Raw genomic sequence first — 16,472 nt, 5'->3', positions numbered from 1 at the left:
GGCGCGCCCCACGGGGGCTTCTTTACGGGAGAGGAATCCGAGGTTATGCTGTCGCTGTCGGCGCTCTGCCGATGGGAGGGATCGTACCGTGCGGAATGGAAGCGGTGCGGGCGAGCCGCCGGCGCCGCGGCATGCGGCCGGGGTACTCGCCGAGGTAGGATTCGCCCTGGCGATCGCCATCGTCGGGCTCGTGCTGTCCCTCCTCGCGGCCGGGGGGCGGTGGTGATGGCCGGGCGGATGCGGCTCCGGCAGTGGCAGGCGGTCGCCTATTACGCCGGCCTCGTGGTCCTCAGCCTGGGGGGGTTGATGCTCATCCCCCTGGCAACGGCCCTCATCCAGCGCGAGTGGCCCGTGGCAGTCGACTTCGCCCTCAGCGCGGCCGTCGCAGCCGTCGTCGGGTTCGGCATGCTGCTCCTGGGTCCGCCGGGGGGAGGCGACCTCACCTGGTCGCAAGGCATGGCGGCCGCGGCCTTTGCCTGGCTGATCGGCATGCTCGTGGCCGCCGTCCCCTACTACCTGAGCGGGCACTGGGGCTCGTACCTCGACGCCGCCTTCGATGTCATGAGCGGGTTCACCACCACGGGCCTCGTGCTGGTCCAGGACCTGGACCACATCGCCGACGGGGTGAACATGTGGCGCCACCTTCTCACCTGGGTCGGAGGGCAGGGCATGGTCGTCCTGGCCCTCATGTTCTTCGTGCGGGGGCTACCCGGCGCGTTCAAGCTCTACGTGGGCGAGGCGAAGGACGAGCGCCTCCTGCCCAACGTGATCCACACGGCCCGGGCCATCTGGTACATCAGTGTCGTCTACCTGGCGGTCGGTACCGCGCTCCAGTGGGCAGCGGGCCTGGCGATCGGCCTCCCGCCGGGGCGGGCGCTCCTCCACGGGCTCTGGGTGTTCATGGCCGGGTGGAGCACGGGCGGGTTCGCCCCCATGTCCCAGAACATCGTCTATTACCACAGCCTCCTCTATGAAGTCGTCACGGTCGTCTTCTTCATCATCGGCTCCTTCAACTTCAACCTGCACTGGGCCGTATGGCAGGGAGACCGGCGGGAACTCGTCCGGAACCTCGAGACCGTCACCTTCCTGGTCACCACCACGGTCCTGGGCGCCCTCACGGTGTGGGATTTGGCCGTGTCCGGGACCTACCCCGGCGCCGTGGGCCTCTTCCGGCGCGGCTGGTACAGCCTCATCTCGGCGCACACCACCACCGGGTTCATGACCGTCTACGCCCAGCAGTTCGCACGGGAGTGGGGCCCGCTGGCGCTGGCGGCGATCACGCTGGCGATGCTCTTCGGCGGCAGCGCGAGCTCCACCGCCGGCGGGTTCAAGGCCGTCCGCATCGGGCTGGCGGCCAAGGCGATCGCTCACGACGTGCGGCGTCTCGTCGCGCCCGAGTCGGCCGTGGTGGTGGAGAAGTTCCACATGTTCCGCAGCGCCGTGCTGGAAGACCGGCTGGTGCGGACCGCCCTCTCCGTCATCGTCCTCTACGTCATGCTCTGGTTCGTGCTGGTGCTGATCGGCGCGTACTACGCGCCCTCGTACGGCTGGGCGTTCACGGACGTGATGTTCGAGGCCGCCTCGGTGACGGGCAACGTGGGCCTGACCGCCGGCGTGACGTCCCCGGCCATGCCCGCCTTGATGAAGGTGGCCTACATCGCCGGCATGTGGCTGGGGCGCCTCGAGTTCCTCTCCGTGTTCGTCCTCGTGGCCTTCGCGGTGAAGGCGGTGAGTCGGCGGTGAGGGCAGGGGAGTTCCCGTGGCGCCTGCTGCTCGCGGCGGGGGCGCTGGTCTTCCTGGCGATCGGGGAACCGGCCGCTGCGGCGGCGCGGGTGTCGATCGCCGACTTGCTGGCCGGCGCCGAGCGCTTCGACGGCGCAGAGGTGCGCATCGCCGGCGAGGTGGTCGGGGACGTGATGCTCCGCGGCGATCACGGCTGGATCAACGTCTCCGACGGAACCGGGGTCATCGGCGTGTGGGTCCCGGCAAGCGAGGTGCGAGGCCTGCAGGGGGGACGTTACGGCCTTCGGGGCGACGTCGTCGAGGTGACGGGCACCTTCCGGCGGGCCGACCCGCGACAGGGCGGCGAGACGGACGTCGAAGGCCGTACCGTCGTCCGACTGGAGGCCGCCCGTCCGCTGCCACGACCGCTGGACCGCCGCCGGCTCTACGCCGCGGGGCTCCTCGGGGCGGCCGGGACCGCCCTCGGGGCGCTCTGGTGGCGGCGCGAGCGCAGTGCGCGCCACCCCGCCGGGTGACCCCGGCCCGGAACCCGGAGGCCGCATTCTGTCACGCTTCCCCGGCCGGGGAATAGCATGGATACCAGCGAAGGCGCGAAGCCCTCCCCGGCCGGAGGTGTTCGCAGTGGGAAACCCGTCGGACGTGCCCCCGGGCCTCCGGCGCCTGGCTGAACGCGTCCAGGGTCCCCGGACGGCGGAAGACGAGCAGCTCCTGCGGGCGGTGCTCGAGCAGGTGGGCGCCGCCAGCCTCGAGGAGCTGAAGGTCCGGGCAGCCGCGGCGCTGGGAATCCCGGTGGCGCGCCTCGAGGCGCTCCTCAGCCGTCCTCAGGAACTGACGCAGCTGCTCTCCCCCCTCCTGGACCGGGCGGGGCCGGATGCCGACGCGCTCCGGGCAGCCCTCGAGCAGGCCGGCCTGCGCCTGCCCCCCGCGCGAAGCGGTCCCGGCAGCACCGCAGCCCCGTGACCGCGGGACGCCCGGTGACAGGAGGAGGGTGTACCGTGGTGGACACCAAGCAGCAGATCAGCCCGACCCTACTCATTGTCCTGGTGCTCCTGCTCGTCCTGCTCATGGGCGACCTGTGAGGTGCCGGGACACCCGGCGAGCGGAGGCCGGGAACTTACACACGGCGAAGAGGCAGGGGCACCCGCCCCTGCCTCTGCCGAAAACTCGGGACCGATCAGTTCGGCCCCGGCGCCTCCGCCTGCTGCCCCAGAAGCCCCCGAATCGCCGGAGAACCCAGGATGCCGGCCAGCCGGGAGACGAGATCCTCCCCCGTCCGCGAGGAGCGGGCCGCCAGGTACTGGAGGAGCTGGATGAGGGCCGCCATCTGGCCCTCACCGGATGCCCCGTCGCCAGCGGCCGGCGCGCCGTCGCCGCCGGGAGCGCCGGCCCCCTGGCCGCCCCCCGCTTCCGGCGAGCCCCCGGTCTCCCCGCCGGAACGCAGGAGCCCCGGGAGCAGGCTGAGGAGCGCGCCGAGCCCGGCGTTGCCGCCGCCGGAGTCCTTGCCTGCCTCACCGTCACCATGCGCCCCGGTCTCCCCCGTGGAGGTGCTGGCAATGCCCCGCCCGGCCGCCTGCGGGTCGCAGGCGAGGAGGACGCACTCGCCGAGCAGGTGGCAGATCGACTCGAGCCGCTGCGCGGTCTGGCTCAGCACCCGTACGTGGTGGCGAAGCGTCTCGACGCGCTCGGTCACCTGGATCCGCCGGTCCCGGCGGATCGTCTCGCCCCGTGCCGGCCGCCACATGCCCAGGGCTGGCACCTGCGCCCCCGCCACCGGCGCCGGACGGCCGGGCTGTGCCTCCACCCTCGCTGCGCCGTCCCCCGGATCGCCGGCGGCGGACGCATCCGTCCCGGCCTCTGGCTCCGCCTGCCGCGCCGGGAAGATATGTTCTGCGCCGGAGACCGTCTCGTCACCCCTGTCGCCGGCCGCGGCCCCCGGGCGGCGACTGCCGGCTGCCCGGGCCACCCGGACCACGCTGCCGTCCGACACGCTGACGAGGGCCGGCGCACTCCGGATCGCCAGCCCGGCGCTCACCGGCGGTGCCCCGGCCAGGGCCCCGATACGCACGGCCAGCCGCTCCTGACGGTCCGCCAGGCGGGCCAGGCGGCTCAGCGGACTCGGGTTCAAGGAATCCGTCATGCGCGACTTCACTCCCTTCCGGACCGCAGACTGCACCCCATAGTACGGAGGAGGGCGCAGGCGCGTGCGAAAGCCAAGGCGGCCGCTCGCAAGGCGGCACATCGTCCTGACCCGGCCCGGCGCTTCGGTGGAGTCGTGCTGTGACGCCGTGGAGCAGGCCGGCGGCCGGGTCCTCTGGCAGGTCCCCCTCATCCACGGCCTCATCTGCTCCTGCCCCGGGCCGGCGTCCCTCGCGGCGATCGCCGGACACCCCGACGTCGAGCTCGTCGAGCCCGACAACCGCGTCCCGCTGCCCCGATCCCTCGTTCAGCCCGCCGGGAGGGGCCTGCACCTCGCCTGGGAGGAGATGGTGCCCTGGGGGGTCGCGCGGGTCGGCGCGCCCCGCGCCTGGGCCCGGACCCGCGGGGAGGGGGTGCGGGTGGCGGTCATCGACACCGGTGTGGACTGGCAGCACCCCGACCTGGCCCCCAACATCCGCGGTGGGTGGAACTTCCTGGACCCCTCGCTCCCGCCGGACGACGACAACGGGCACGGCACCCACGTCGCCGGCATCATCGGCGCCCGGGACGGCGACGGGGGCGTGGTGGGGGTCGCACCGCGCTGCGATCTTTATGCGCTCAAGGCGTTCGACAAGAACGGCTACGGCGCCACCAGCGACGTCCTCCTCGCCCTGCAGTGGTGCCTCCAGTACGACATGCACGTGGTGAACATGAGCTTCGGCCAGGACGACCCGTCGCCGTCGCTCGCCCGGGCCGTGGCGGCGCTGGAGACGGCCGGCGTCGTGCTCGTCGCGGCGGCGGGGAACGACGGGCGCCCGGACTCCGTCGACTACCCGGCCCGCCTTCCCACCGTGCTCGCCGTCTCCGCCGTGACGCGGTGGGACCGGCTCCTGCGGACCTCGAGCCGGGGCCCGGAGATCGACCTCGCCGCGCCGGGTCGTGACATCCCGTCCCTCGGCCCCGGCGGCCGGCTGCGGGTCCTCAGCGGCACGTCAACGGCCGCCCCCCACGTCACGGGGGTCGTGGCCCTCCTCCTGTCCGCCGAACCCGGCCTCCGCCCCGGCGAGGTGCGCCGCCGGCTCCAGGAGACGGCGGAAAGGCTGCCGGGGCTGGGCCGGGAGGAGCAGGGCGCGGGGCTGGTGCGGGCCGACTGCGCGCTGGGAGCGCCCTGAGCCGTGCTTGCGACGCGCCTGGCGGAGGGCGTGACCCGGGACGGTCCCCCGGCGCCACGCATATCCTGGCTACACAACGGGGCGAGCAACGAAGGAGGGGCTGCGCTTGGAAGAGATGGCCATGGCCATCCCCGGAATGGCCATGATGGGGACATGGATGGGCGCGCCGATGTGGGCCGCGGACATACCGCGACTCATGGTGATGCCGGCATACCACCAGGCCCACACGCTCCTGCGGATGATCGAATCCACGTATCCCGCCGAGGAACTCCTGCACGCCTGGCACGTCGAAGCCCTTCGGCACGCCGAGATCGCCCGTGACCCGGCGATGGAGCGCTTCACGGCCGAATCGGTGCGGGCGCTGCACGACAAGGTGGCGGCGGCGGGCCTCGCCCGGCGGATCCTGATGGGCGACACGCGCCCGGAGACGGTGCGCCTCCTGGCGGAGACCGTCCGGAGCCACACGGCCGCCCACGCCCGGGCCGGCGCCGCCCTGCGGGAGCTCGCCGCCCGGCCGGCCGCGGCGCGGATGCCCGAGGTGCGGGCGCTGCGTCAGGTGTACGCCCAGATGCAGCCAGCGGCGCGGGCGATCACCGGGGCGACGCAGATGCTCATCGGGGCCGACCCGGACCCGGACCTCGACTGGGACGTCCTCGACGTCGACTGATCCGGCGGCATCCACCGGGGCGCTCGGCGCCGTGAAGCAAAGCAGCCGGCCCCACCCGCAGGGGGCCGGCTCAGTGCCGGAGGACAGCGCCTTCACGCGAGCTGGTGGACGAGCGCCTTGAAGTGCCTTCCCCGCTCCTCGAAGTTGGCGTACAGGTCGTAGGAGGCGCACGCGGGGGAGAGGAGCACGGTGTCCCCCGGCCGTGCCGCCTGCCGGGCGAGCCGGACCGCCTCCTCCATGTCCTTCGCCCGCAGCACCCGGGGCGTCGCCCGCCCGCCCCGCTCGGCTTCGACCGCGGCCTCGATGGCGCCGGCGGTGGCGCCCATGAGGACGAGCGTGTGCACGGGACCCTCCACGATCGCCCGGGCCAGGTCGTCGAAGGCGATCCGCTTGTCGTAACCGCCGGCGATGAGGACGATGGGCCCGGGCAGCGCGGCCAGGGCGGCCATGGTCTCCGCCGGGGCGGTGGCCTTGGAGTCGTTCACGTAGCGGACGCCGTCCACTTCCCGCACCGGCTCGAGCCGGTGCTCGACCCCCGCAAAGTGCGGCAGCACCTGCCGCATCCCGTGCCAGGTGCCCCCGGCCAGGAAGGCCGCCGCCACGGCCGCGAGGACGTTCTCCACGTTGTGGGCGCCGGGGATGCGCAGCTCGTCGAGCCGCACCACCCCGATCCGGTCGCCCCCGAGGCGCCACAGCACCTGGTCGCCGTCGACGTAGGCGGCGGCGCGGCCGCCGGGGTCCCCTCGGCGGCTGAACAGGATGGCCCGCTCGCCCACCTCGGCCGCAAGGGCGGCCGTCACCGGGTTGTCGGCGCTCAGGACCACCCGCCCCTCCGGCCCCTGGAAGCGGTAGATGTTCCGCTTGGCGTCCACGTAGGCCTCCATCGACGGGTGGACGTCCAGGTGGTTCGGCGTCACGTTGGTGATGACCGCCACCGGTGGGCTCCTGTCCGCCAGCTCCAGCTGGAAGCTCGACAGCTCGAGGACGATCACCGCCGTGGGCGGGATCGTCTCCACCACCTCGATGAGCGGCCGGCCGATGTTTCCCCCCACGTACACCTCCCGCCCGCTGGCCTTCAGGATCTCGCCCACCAGCGTGGTGGTGGTGGTCTTGCCCGCGCTGCCGGTGATCCCGACCACCGGCGCCCTGGCCAGTCGCAGCACCAGCGGGATCTCACCGGTCACCCAGGCCCCGGCAGCCCGGGCGGCCGCGATCGGGGGGAGATGCTTGGGCATCCCCGGGGTGAGGAAGACCACGGGGAACTCCGCGAGCCTGTCCAGGTAGGACGGCCCCAGCACCAGGTCCTCGACGCCGAGGGCCAGGAGCTCCCGGTAGCGGTCGCCCAGTTCCTCGGGCCGCGCCCGGTCGAGCGCCGTCACCCGCGCCCCCCGTTCCCGGAGCCAGCGGATCAGGGCCAGGTTGCTCCGGCCGAGCCCCACCACCGCGACCTTTTGACCCGCGAAGTTCATGGTCCATCCCGTCCCGGAAGAGGCCACGGGGAGGGCGCCCAGCCCTCCCCCTTTCTGCGACTCCTGCGTGCCGCCGTATGTTCGCCGCCGGTGGCGCCGTTCCTGCCGGCCCGGACCGGTTCAGAGCGACTCCCGCAGAAGGCGCTCGATGCGGTCGAGCCCCTCCTTGAGGCGCTCCATGGAGGTGGCGTAGGAGATGCGCACGTGGTTGGGCGAGCCGAACCCGCTGCCGGGCACGAGGGCCACCTTCGCCTTCTCGAGGAGCAGCATCCCGAGGTCGTCGGCGTTCTCGACCCGCTGCCCGGCGATGGTGCGCCCGAACAGGGCCGAGACGTTGGGGAACACGTAGAACGCGCCCTGGGGCACCACCTCGAGATCGAACCCCGGGATCGACCGGAGCCGCTCGACCACGTACCGGCGGCGCCGGTCGAACTCCTGCCGCATGGCCTCCACCGGACCCTGATCGCCCTGGAGGGCCGCCAGGGCGGCCTTCTGGGTGATCGAGGACGGGCCGGAGGTGGTCTGGCTCTGCAGGTCCGCCATCGCCTTGGCGATGGGCTTTTCGGCCGCCGCGTACCCCATCCGCCAGCCGGTCATGGCGTAGGCCTTGGAGAAGCCGTTCACGGTGACCGTCAGGCGCTTCACGTCGGGGCCGAAGGAGGCGATGCTCACGAACTCGGCGCCGTCGTAGAGGAGCTTCTCGTAGATCTCGTCGCTGATGATGATGAGGTTCTTCTCCACCGCAAGCTCGGCGATCGCCCGCAGCTCGGCCGGGGTGTAGACCACGCCGGTGGGGTTGGACGGGCTGTTCAGGTTGATGACCTTCGTGCGCGGCGTGAGCTTCTCCCGGATCATGTCGGGCGTCATCTTGAACCCCGTCCGGGCATCCGTTTCCACCACCACGGGCACGCCGCCGGCGAGCTTCACCATCTCCGGATAGCTTACCCAGTAAGGCGCCTGGATGATCACCTCGTCGCCGGGATCGAGGAGGACCATGAAGGCGTTGTACAGCGACTGCTTGCCGCCGTTGGACACGACGATCTGCTCCGGCGCGTACTCCAGCCCGTTCTCCCGGCGCAGCTTCTCGGCGATGGCCCTGCGCAGCTCGAGCGTGCCGGCCGCCGGCGTGTACTTGGTGAACCCCTGCCGGATCGCGGCGATCCCGCCCTCCTTGGCGGTGTCCGGCGTGTCGAAGTCCGGCTCGCCCACGCTGAAGTTGACCACGTCCGCCCCCTCGGCGAGGAGCTGCTTGGCGCGGGCGTCGATGGCCATGGTGGGCGACGGCGCCAGTTCCCTGGCACGCTGGCTGAGCATGGCGGTGGTTCCCCCTCCTGCGACTTTGTGACCATAATAACACGGTCCGGGGCAAAACAGGAGACCCGGTCGCCCATCACGACCGGGTCAGGATGTCGATCACGGCGTCGACGCTCTGGCCGGGCAGGATCCGGAAGGTTCCGGGTCGCAGCAGGGTATCCTTCTTTCGCTCGACCAGGCGGCGCAGGAACTCCTCCCGGTCGCGGATCACCCCGGCACCGGCCAGCTTGGCGGCCACGCGGGGGGCGGTGTCGCCCTCGGCGATGGTCACGGTCACCGGTGCGGGCTGGGGGGGCGTGGCCGGCCCGGAGCCCGGCTGACCGGACGCGCCCTGGCCGGGGCCGGGCTGCGGCTGGGCGCCCGACCCGCCTGCGGGTTCCCGGGTAGTTGTGCCCGTGCCTCCCGTCCCGGGGGTGACCGCCCCGGCGCCCCCCGGCTGGGCCGCCGGCGCGGTGCGGTCGGGACCGGCGTCCACCGGCGCCGGCGCCCCGTCCCCCGAGTCCCTGAGGTCCGGGGGCGCCGCCGGCGTGGCGAAGACGGCGAGGTACATGCCCAGGGCCAGGAGGGACCAGCCGATCCCGAAGAGGGTCCCCAGGCGGAAGTGGCGCGCCGCCGCCTGCCGGTCCAGCCATCGCTCGACCCCGATGGGCTCCCGCAGCACGGCCCAGGCCACCGCGTGGGGGTCCGACGGGTCCCCCGCGGCGGGGTCGAGCCCGGCCGCGACCTGCGCTTCCACGTCCCGGGCGCGGCGCGAGCGCCGGCGGGCCGGCACGGACTGGGCGCGGAAGTACGCGCCCAGCGTGACGATCGTTCCGAGCGCAAGGACAAGCCACGGCAACAGGGCAACCATCCCCTTCTCCGCCCCGGCGGCGGTTTGCCGCGCCGGCGAAACGTAGTACCATGGGGGTACCGAGGTGGGAGGGGGCCGAGTCGTTGCTGACAGGACACATCCAGGACCTGACGCCCCAGCCGGGCGAGGTCGTCCAGTACCACCTGACCCTCGGTTCCGAGACCGTCCACCTGAACCGCTACATCGGCAAGCCGATCCGGATCGAGCCGACCGGGGAGAAGGCCTGCGTGTGGTGCGGAAGGCCGGTGAAGAAGCTTTTCCCCAATGGCTCCTGCTATCCCTGCTTCAAAGATTTACCTCAAAACGACCTCTGCATCGTGAAACCCCATCTGTGCCACTACGACACCTGCCGGGACTCGTCGTGGGGCGACGCCCACTGCATGGTCCCAACGTACCTCTACATCGCCCGCTCGAGCGAGATCAAGGTGGGCATCAGCCGGAACATCCCCGGCCGCTGGCTCGAGCAAGGCGCCGTGGAGGCGGTGGTCCTGGCCCGGTTGCCGAGCCGCAAGGCGGCGGGCGAGCTGGAGCTCCTCCTCTCCCGTCACATTCCGGACAAGACCAACTGGCGCCGGATGCTCCGGGGGGAGGTGAGCCCGACCCCCCTGGCGGAGGTGCGGGAGCAGGTTCTGGCTCTCGTCCCGGACGAGTACCGCCCGTTCCTCCTCCCCGACGCGGAGCCGACCCGGATCGCCTACCCGATGACCGGGGTTCCGGACCCCCTGACCAGCATCGACCTGGACCGGGGCCCCGCCGCCGGCGTGCTGCTGGGCATGAAGGCGAAGTACCTCGTGCTCTCCACCGGCGCCCTCAACGTCCCCAAGTACGCCGGATACGGCGTCCGCCTCGCCCTGGCGGACGAGGCCGTGGCGTGAGGATCGCCCTCAGGCCGCCGGCGCGCCGGGACGGAGGTAGCGGCCGAACCAGTCCAGGATCTGGTCGAGCCGGTGCACCCGGTGCCACGGCTTGCCGCTGCGGCTCATGCCGTGGAACTCGTTCGGGTAGCGGACGAAGCGGACGGGGGCCTTCCCCAGGGCCTTCACGGCAGTGAACAGCGTCTCGCCCTGGTCGATCGGGCAGCGCAGGTCACCCTCCTGGTGCTCGATGAGAAGCGGGGTCGTGATGCGGTCGACGTAGGTGATGGGGGACTGCTGCCGGTACCACTCGGGGTCCTGCCACGGCCACCGGCCGCCGGCCCGCTTGACCACGTCCCAGTTCACGTCGCCGGCCCCGATCATGGACGACCAGTCGACGACCGACCGCATGGTGACCGCGGCCTTGAAGCGGTCCGTGTGGCCGACGATCCAGTTGGTCATGTAGCCGCCGTACGAGCCTCCCGCCACCCCGAGGCGGTCGGGGTCGATCCACGGGCTGAGCCGGAGCGCCTCCTCCAGACCGGCCATGACGTCGGCGTAGTCCTTGTCCCCCCAGCGGTCCCGGATGGCGGCGCAGAAGTCGTGGCCGTAGCCCAGCGAGCCGCGCGGGTTGGTGAAGATCACCCCGTAACCGTGTGCGGCCAGCAGGTGGAACTCGAAGAAGAAGCCCACCCCGTACATCGCCATGGGGCCGCCGTGGATCTCCAGCACGGCCGGGTAGCGCTTCCCTTCCTCCCGGCCGGCCGGTTCGAGGATCCAGCCGTCGACCTCCGGGCCGCCCGGCGCCCGGAAGGTGAACCGGCGCGGCTGGGTGAGATCGAGCGCGGCCAGGAGGTCCCGGTTCGGGGCAGCCAGCACGTCCTCGCGCCCCGACTCCAGGTCGGCCAGAACGATCCGGGACGGGTCGAGGGGTTCGGCCACGCCGAGCGCGGCGCGGCGGCAGGCGGCGTCCAGCGCGGCGGAGTACACCATCCGCTCGCCGCGCGTGAGCAGGGTCACCTCGCCCGTCTCCAGCGCCACCCGGGCGAGGTGCACCCGCCCGTGGTCCGAGTAGAGGGCGAAGACGGCCCGGCTGTCGGGGCTCCAGGTCAGCTTCATCCCGCCCGGAGCCGGCAGATCGGTAATGGCCTGGTTCCCCACCGGCCGGTCGAACGCCGCGCCCAGCGCCCGGGGCTGCCCGCCCTCCGCGGGGACGACGTACACGGTGGGGTTGTCGTACCCGAGCTCGTCCACTCGCTCGGCCACGAAGGCGATCCACCGGCCGTCCGGAGACCAGGCCGGGGCACCCGCGGCGAGCTCCTTCGGCGTGAGCGGCTCGGGCTCGCCGCCGCCGGCCGGGATCCGCCAGACCTGGGTCTCCCAGGGCTCCCGGTCGTAATCGGGGCCGCGCCGGCTGCTGAAAAGGAGGAACCGGCCGTCCGGGGACCACGCCAGGTCCTGGTGCCGGTAGGGCGGCCGGGTGAGCTGCCGGGGCTCGGCGCCGGGGCGGACCTCCACCACGCACACCTGGGGGCGGCGCTCGTGGACGAACCCCTCGCCGTCCAGCTTGTGGTAAAGCTCCTCGATCACCTTGACGCCCTTCGTGAACTTCCGGTAGAGGTCTTCTTCCTTGTCCTCCTTCCTCTCCGGCTCGATGCCCCGGTCGTCCAGCATGGCGGTGAAGGCCAGGTGCCGCCCGTCCGGCGACCACGCCATCTCCCGCACCCCGCCCTGGACCCGGGTCAGCTGCCACGCCTCCCCGCCCGTCGTGGGCAGGATCCAGATCTGCGGCTGGCCGCTTCGCTTCGAGACGAAGGCGAGCAGCCGCCCGTCGGGGCTCAGGCGCGGGCTCTGATCCGTCTCGCCCCCCGTGAAGCGGACCGGCTCGCCCCCGGGCGCCGCCCGGTAGATCGAGGTGTTGTAGTCGTTGGTTTCCTTGTTGATCGTGTTGAGGGTATAGTAGACCCAGGAGCCCGACGGATCGATCTGAACGTCCCCCGCGAGCCGGAACTCGAGCAGATCGCGGGACTGGAGACGCCGCTTTCCCATCCTGTGTGATGACCTCCCCCGTCCGGTCTCGGCCCCGGCTGTAGCCAGGGCGGCACTACAGGCCCCGGCCCCGCGCCGGGGCGGGGCCGGGGCCGGCGCGTTCCACCTCGATGGAGTTGGCGCCCGGAAGGCCGCTTTCCTCCTGGGGGGATGCCTGCTGGCGCAGAAGGTGCTCATCGTGGAGGACGAGCCCGCCATCGCCACGCTGATCGAGTACAACCTGCGGCGCGCCGGCTTCCAGACCCGGGTCGCCGGCGGCGGCAAGGAGGCGCTGGCCGCGGCCGTGGCCGACCCGCCGGACCTGGTGCTGTTGGACATCATGCTGCCGGACGCCGATGGCCGGGACGTGTGCCGGGAACTGCGCCGTCGGGGGGACGTCCCGGTCATCTTCCTCACCGCGCGCGACGCGGAGGTCGACCGCATCGTCGGCCTGGAGCTGGGGGCCGACGACTACGTCACCAAGCCCTTCAGCCCCGGCGAGCTGGTGGCGCGGGTGCGCGCCGTCCTCCGCCGGGCGGGGCGCCCGGCGCAGGGGAACCCCGCCGGCGCGGGGGCCGCCGCCGCGCCCGCCGGCGGTCTGACCGCAGGCGAACCGGAGGCCCTGCGAGTCGGCGAGCTCTACCTCGATCGGGCCCGCCACGAGGCACGCCGGGGGGACCGGCCCCTCCACCTCACCCCGACCGAGTTCTCCCTCCTCGAGTGCTTCATGACCCACCCGGGCATCGTGCTCAGCCGGGAGCAGCTCCTCGACCGGGTGTGGGGAGTGGACTACTTCGGCGACCCCCGGCTGGTCGACGTGCACATCCGCCACCTGCGCGAGAAGATCGAGGACGACCCGGCCGACCCCCGCTGGATCGTCACCGTGCGCGGCGCCGGCTACAAGCTCCGGGAGGGGTGAGGGTGAGCCGCTCCCTCGGGTCGCGCCTTCTCCTGACCCACGCCCTGGCGGGCCTGGGTGCCGCGGCCGTCGTCGCCGGCTCGACCCTCGTCCTGGCGGACGTCCCCCGGGGGGACCCGGCGGGGCGCCGCCTCGCCGCGGCGGCAGGCGCGTCCGCCCTGGTGGCAACCGCCGGGGCCGCGGCCCTGGGCGCGCGGGTCGCGCGCCGGCTCCAGGGGGTGCTGGCGGAGATGGCGCGCGCCGTGGACGCGCTCGCCCGGGGCGAGCCCGGGCGGCGGGTCTACGCCGACCTGCCGGACGCCGAGGTGAGGAGCCTCGCCCGGGCCCTCAACCACGCCGCGCGGCGCATGGAGGAGCACCTGGAGGCCGCCCAGGCGGAGCGGGACCTCCTCGACACCGTGCTGGACCAGATGCCCGTGGGCGTGGTGTACGTCGACCGGACCGGCGCCGTGGCCCGCTCCAACCCGGCCGCCGACCGCTTCCTGGGCCTCTCCCCTGCCGACCGGGGCCGCCATCACGTCGAGGCGCTCCGGCAGACGGCGCTTTCCGGCGCGGTCGACGCCGCCCTGGGCGGGCGCCCCGCCCGGGTGACCATCCGCCGCGAGGGCCCCCCGGCGCGCTGGCTCGAGGCCAGCGCCACCCCGGGGCACGGGCCCGGCGGCGGGGCCATCCTGGTGCTGCACGACATCACGGAGGCCCGGCGGGTCGAGGCCGTCCGCCGCGACCTCATCGCCAACGTGTCCCACGAGCTGAAGACGCCCGTCACGGCCATCCGCGGCTTCGCCGAGACGCTCCTGCAGGGAGCCCTGGAGGAGCCCGGGGACGCGCGGCGCTTCGTCCAGATCATCGATGCCGAGGCCCGGCGCCTCAGCGACCTGGTGCAGGAACTCCTCGACCTGGCCCGGCTCGAGTCGGATCCCCAGGCGATCCGGCCGGTGCCCACCGACCTGGCGCGGCTCGTCCGCGAGGCGGCCGCGCGCCTCCGGCCCCGCGCGGAGGAGGCGGGCCTCGAGCTGGCCGTGGAGGCGCCCGCCACGCTACCCGCCCCCGCCGACCCGCGCCGGATCGATCAGGCCCTGACCAACCTCGTGGAGAACAGCGTCCAGCACACCCCCCGGGGCGGGCGGATCACCATCCGGGCCCAGGCGATCCCGGAGGGGGTGCACATCGCCGTGATCGACACGGGCACGGGCATCCCACCCGAGGCCCTCCCCCGCATCTTCGAGCGGTTCTACCGGGTCGAGCGCGGGCGGGAGCGCACCACCGGCGGGACCGGGCTGGGGCTGGCGATCGTCAAGCACATCGTCGAAGGCCATGGGGGGCGGGTGTGGGCGGAGAGCCGGCCGGGGGAGGGCACCGCCATCCACTTCGTCTTGCCGGCGGCAGGCACCGGGCAGGGCGCAGGCGTCTTAATCGAATCTTAATCCGGGAGCAAGATCACCTTCATGCGCGGGTGACATGCTGGATGCGGCAACAGGATCACCCATGGCGCAGGGAGGCAATCCGGATGCGCGTGCACGGTCGTCGACACGTCGGGGTCGTCGTGGCAGCCCTCCTGGTCTTCACCGTCACCGCCTGCGCGCGACGGGGGGCCCAGACGCCGCCCGCTCCGGGCGGGGAAGGCGGCGGGGGGGCCGTGAGCGGGAAGGTCACCGCCGCCGGCTCCACGGCCCTCCTCCCCCTGGTGCAGCAAGCCGCGGAAGAGTTCATGCAGAAGAACCCGGGCGTCACCGTGAACGTGAGCGGCGGCGGCTCGTTCACCGGCCTCACCCAGGTCGCCGCCGGGTCGGTGGACATCGGCAACTCCGACGTGGACCTGCCGCCGGAACTGCAGGGCAAGAACCTCGTCGACCACCGCGTCGCCGTCGCGCCCTTCGTTCTCGTCACCCACCCCGGCGTGGGGGTCACGAACCTGACGAAGGAACAGGCTAAGGGGATCTTCACGGGCAAGATCACGAACTGGCGCGAGGTGGGCGGGCCGGATCAGGCCATCACCGTGGTCGACCGTCCCCGCTCGTCCGGCTCCCGGGCCACGATCCAGCGGATCGTGCTGGACGGGGCGGAGGTGACCGACCGGGCCGTGGTCCAGGACTCGAACGGCAAGGTGCGGGCCACGGTGGCGAGCACGCCGGGCAGCATCGGGTACATCGACGCGGCCTACCTCGACCAGAGCGTGAAAGGGGTGGCCTTCGAGGGCGTGGAGTACTCGGTCGACGCGGTGATCCGCGGGAAGTACCCGATCTTCGCGTACGAGCACATGTTCACCCGAGGCGAGCCTGCCGGGGCCACCAAGGCCTTCATCGAATACATCCTCAGTCCGGACTTCCAGGAGCGGGTGCTTCCGAAGATGGGCTTCATCCCGGTCAGCAAGATGAGCCGCTGAGGGGGTCGGAGCGGTGAACACGCACGCGCTGGTGGGCCGCCGGCCGCCCGCCCGGGCCGGAGCGGCCCACGCCTGGGACCGGCTGAACCGCGCCCTGTTCGTCTTCAGCGCGGCCGCCGTGGCGCTGACGGTGTTCGCCATCATCCTCTTCCTGGGGCTCCAGGGGCTGGCGGCCTTCCGGTCGATCAGCCCCCTGGAGTTCTTCCTCTCGACCCGCTGGCAGCCGCCGGAGCAGTACGGTGCCGCCACGTTCATCGTCGGCTCCCTGGCGGTCACCGCCCTGGCGCTGCTCGTGGGGGCTCCGCTCGGGCTCGCCGGCGCCATCGTGCTCTCGGAGCTTGCCGGGCCCCGGCTGCGGGCCGTGCTGCGCCCGGCCGTCGACCTGTTCGTGGGCATCCCGTCCGTCGTCTACGGCTGGATCGGCCTCACCATCTTCGTGCCCTTCATCCGGGACCGGCTCGCCGGCGGCGGCTCGGGCTTCGGCCTCCTGGCCGCCGGGGTGATCCTCGGCATCATGATCCTCCCCACGGTCATCGGCATCGCCGAGGACGCGCTGCGGGCGGTTCCGCGCCCGCTGGTGGAGGGATCGCTGGCCCTGGGCGCCACCCGCTGGCAGACCATCTGGCGGGTGCTCGTCCCGGCCGCCCGCCCCGGCATCCTCGCCGGCATCATCCTGGCGATGGCGCGCGCGATCGGCGAGACCATGGCGGTGCAGATGGTGATCGGCAACAGCCCGCGCCTCCCCGTGAGCCTCTGGACGCCGACGGCGACCCTCACGAGCGAGATCGTCACGGAGATGGGGAACGCCCCCTACGGGACCCCGTGGGCGGACGCCCTGTTCTTCATGGCCTTCCTGCTCCTCCTCATCTCCCTGGGGCTCATCCTCGCCGTGCGGGCGCTGGGCCGGCGCGCGGCGTACGCGTCGGGAAGGGGGTAG

At 72.9% G+C, this 16,472-nt stretch carries 16 protein-coding genes; 11 read left to right on the top strand and 5 right to left on the bottom strand.

The features are described from left to right. Positions 1 to 88: 88 nt before the first annotated feature. The 4 genes from caldi_RS00920 to caldi_RS00905 all read left to right on the top strand — a co-directional run bounded on the left by caldi_RS00920 (position 89) and on the right by caldi_RS00905 (position 2,703). Positions 89 to 226 carry a hypothetical protein gene (locus caldi_RS00920; protein ID WP_264843202.1) on the top strand — a complete coding sequence of 46 codons (138 nt, stop codon included), beginning with the start codon at positions 89 to 91 and terminating at the stop codon, positions 224 to 226. Next, positions 226 to 1,743 carry a TrkH family potassium uptake protein gene (locus caldi_RS00915; RefSeq protein ID WP_264843201.1) on the top strand — a complete coding sequence of 506 codons (1,518 nt, stop codon included), beginning with the start codon at positions 226 to 228 and terminating at the stop codon, positions 1,741 to 1,743. The genes caldi_RS00920 and caldi_RS00915 overlap by 1 nt, the downstream gene beginning before the upstream one ends. After that, positions 1,740 to 2,258, top strand: coding sequence for a hypothetical protein (locus tag caldi_RS00910; RefSeq protein WP_264843200.1), 519 nt, complete (start codon positions 1,740 to 1,742; stop codon positions 2,256 to 2,258). The genes caldi_RS00915 and caldi_RS00910 overlap by 4 nt, the downstream gene beginning before the upstream one ends. A 106-nt stretch (positions 2,259 to 2,364) precedes the next feature. Continuing rightward, the gene (locus caldi_RS00905) at positions 2,365 to 2,703 is read left to right on the top strand and encodes a hypothetical protein (RefSeq protein ID WP_264843199.1); all 339 of its coding nucleotides are present in this window, start codon (positions 2,365 to 2,367) and stop codon (positions 2,701 to 2,703) included. 214 nt (positions 2,704 to 2,917) lie between these two features. Here the strand turns inward: caldi_RS00905 and caldi_RS00900 are convergent, their stop codons facing one another. Then, positions 2,918 to 3,880 (bottom strand): hypothetical protein, encoded by a 963-nt coding sequence (locus caldi_RS00900; RefSeq protein WP_264843198.1) that lies wholly within the window; start codon positions 3,878 to 3,880, stop codon positions 2,918 to 2,920. Positions 3,881 to 3,944: 64 nt separating this feature from the next. Between caldi_RS00900 and caldi_RS00895 the strand changes: the two genes are divergently transcribed. Together caldi_RS00895 and caldi_RS00890 are read left to right on the top strand one after the other, a co-directional pair. Next, a complete protein-coding gene (locus caldi_RS00895; protein ID WP_264843197.1) occupies positions 3,945 to 5,051 on the top strand; it encodes a S8 family peptidase in 1,107 nt (368 codons plus the stop codon). Positions 5,052 to 5,157: 106 nt separating this feature from the next. Beyond that, the gene (locus caldi_RS00890) at positions 5,158 to 5,718 is read left to right on the top strand and encodes a hypothetical protein (RefSeq protein ID WP_264843196.1); all 561 of its coding nucleotides are present in this window, start codon (positions 5,158 to 5,160) and stop codon (positions 5,716 to 5,718) included. Between the two features lie 92 nt (positions 5,719 to 5,810). Here the strand turns inward: caldi_RS00890 and murD are convergent, their stop codons facing one another. The 3 genes from murD to caldi_RS00875 all read right to left on the bottom strand — a co-directional run bounded on the left by murD (position 5,811) and on the right by caldi_RS00875 (position 9,339). After that, positions 5,811 to 7,187: a UDP-N-acetylmuramoyl-L-alanine--D-glutamate ligase gene (murD, locus tag caldi_RS00885; protein WP_264843195.1), complete on the bottom strand. Its 1,377-nt coding sequence runs from the start codon at positions 7,185 to 7,187 to the stop codon at positions 5,811 to 5,813. A 120-nt stretch (positions 7,188 to 7,307) separates the two neighbouring features. Further along, the gene (locus caldi_RS00880) at positions 7,308 to 8,501 is read right to left on the bottom strand and encodes a pyridoxal phosphate-dependent aminotransferase (RefSeq protein ID WP_264843194.1); all 1,194 of its coding nucleotides are present in this window, start codon (positions 8,499 to 8,501) and stop codon (positions 7,308 to 7,310) included. Between the two features lie 76 nt (positions 8,502 to 8,577). Beyond that, the gene (locus caldi_RS00875) at positions 8,578 to 9,339 is read right to left on the bottom strand and encodes a hypothetical protein (RefSeq protein ID WP_264843193.1); all 762 of its coding nucleotides are present in this window, start codon (positions 9,337 to 9,339) and stop codon (positions 8,578 to 8,580) included. 95 nt (positions 9,340 to 9,434) lie between these two features. Between caldi_RS00875 and caldi_RS00870 the strand changes: the two genes are divergently transcribed. Next, positions 9,435 to 10,226, top strand: coding sequence for a DUF2797 domain-containing protein (locus caldi_RS00870; protein WP_264843192.1), 792 nt, complete (start codon positions 9,435 to 9,437; stop codon positions 10,224 to 10,226). Positions 10,227 to 10,235: 9 nt separating this feature from the next. Here the strand turns inward: caldi_RS00870 and caldi_RS00865 are convergent, their stop codons facing one another. Then, on the bottom strand, positions 10,236 to 12,254 hold the full coding sequence (locus caldi_RS00865; RefSeq protein ID WP_264843191.1) for a S9 family peptidase: 2,019 nt from the start codon (positions 12,252 to 12,254) through the stop codon (positions 10,236 to 10,238). Positions 12,255 to 12,432: 178 nt separating this feature from the next. On the opposite strand from caldi_RS00865, the gene caldi_RS00860 reads away from it, so the two are divergent. The 4 genes from caldi_RS00860 to pstC all read left to right on the top strand — a co-directional run bounded on the left by caldi_RS00860 (position 12,433) and on the right by pstC (position 16,472). Then, complete coding sequence (locus caldi_RS00860; protein WP_319951783.1) at positions 12,433 to 13,152, top strand: winged helix-turn-helix domain-containing protein; 720 nt, start codon at positions 12,433 to 12,435, stop codon at positions 13,150 to 13,152. 2 nt (positions 13,153 to 13,154) lie between these two features. Then, positions 13,155 to 14,576: a sensor histidine kinase gene (locus tag caldi_RS00855; protein WP_264843190.1), complete on the top strand. Its 1,422-nt coding sequence runs from the start codon at positions 13,155 to 13,157 to the stop codon at positions 14,574 to 14,576. 83 nt (positions 14,577 to 14,659) lie between these two features. Next, positions 14,660 to 15,535 (top strand): phosphate ABC transporter substrate-binding protein, encoded by an 876-nt coding sequence (locus tag caldi_RS00850; RefSeq protein WP_264843189.1) that lies wholly within the window; start codon positions 14,660 to 14,662, stop codon positions 15,533 to 15,535. Between the two features lie 13 nt (positions 15,536 to 15,548). Continuing rightward, positions 15,549 to 16,472, top strand: a complete 924-nt coding sequence (pstC, locus tag caldi_RS00845) for a phosphate ABC transporter permease subunit PstC (protein ID WP_264843188.1) — start codon at positions 15,549 to 15,551, stop codon at positions 16,470 to 16,472.

The sequence above is a fragment of the Caldinitratiruptor microaerophilus genome, from assembly GCF_025999835.1.
Lineage (GTDB): Bacteria > Bacillota > Sulfobacillia > Symbiobacteriales > ZC4RG38 > Caldinitratiruptor > Caldinitratiruptor microaerophilus.
The sequence above is the reverse complement of the archived record's forward strand: the minus strand, read 5'-3'. Positions and strand labels throughout refer to the sequence as shown.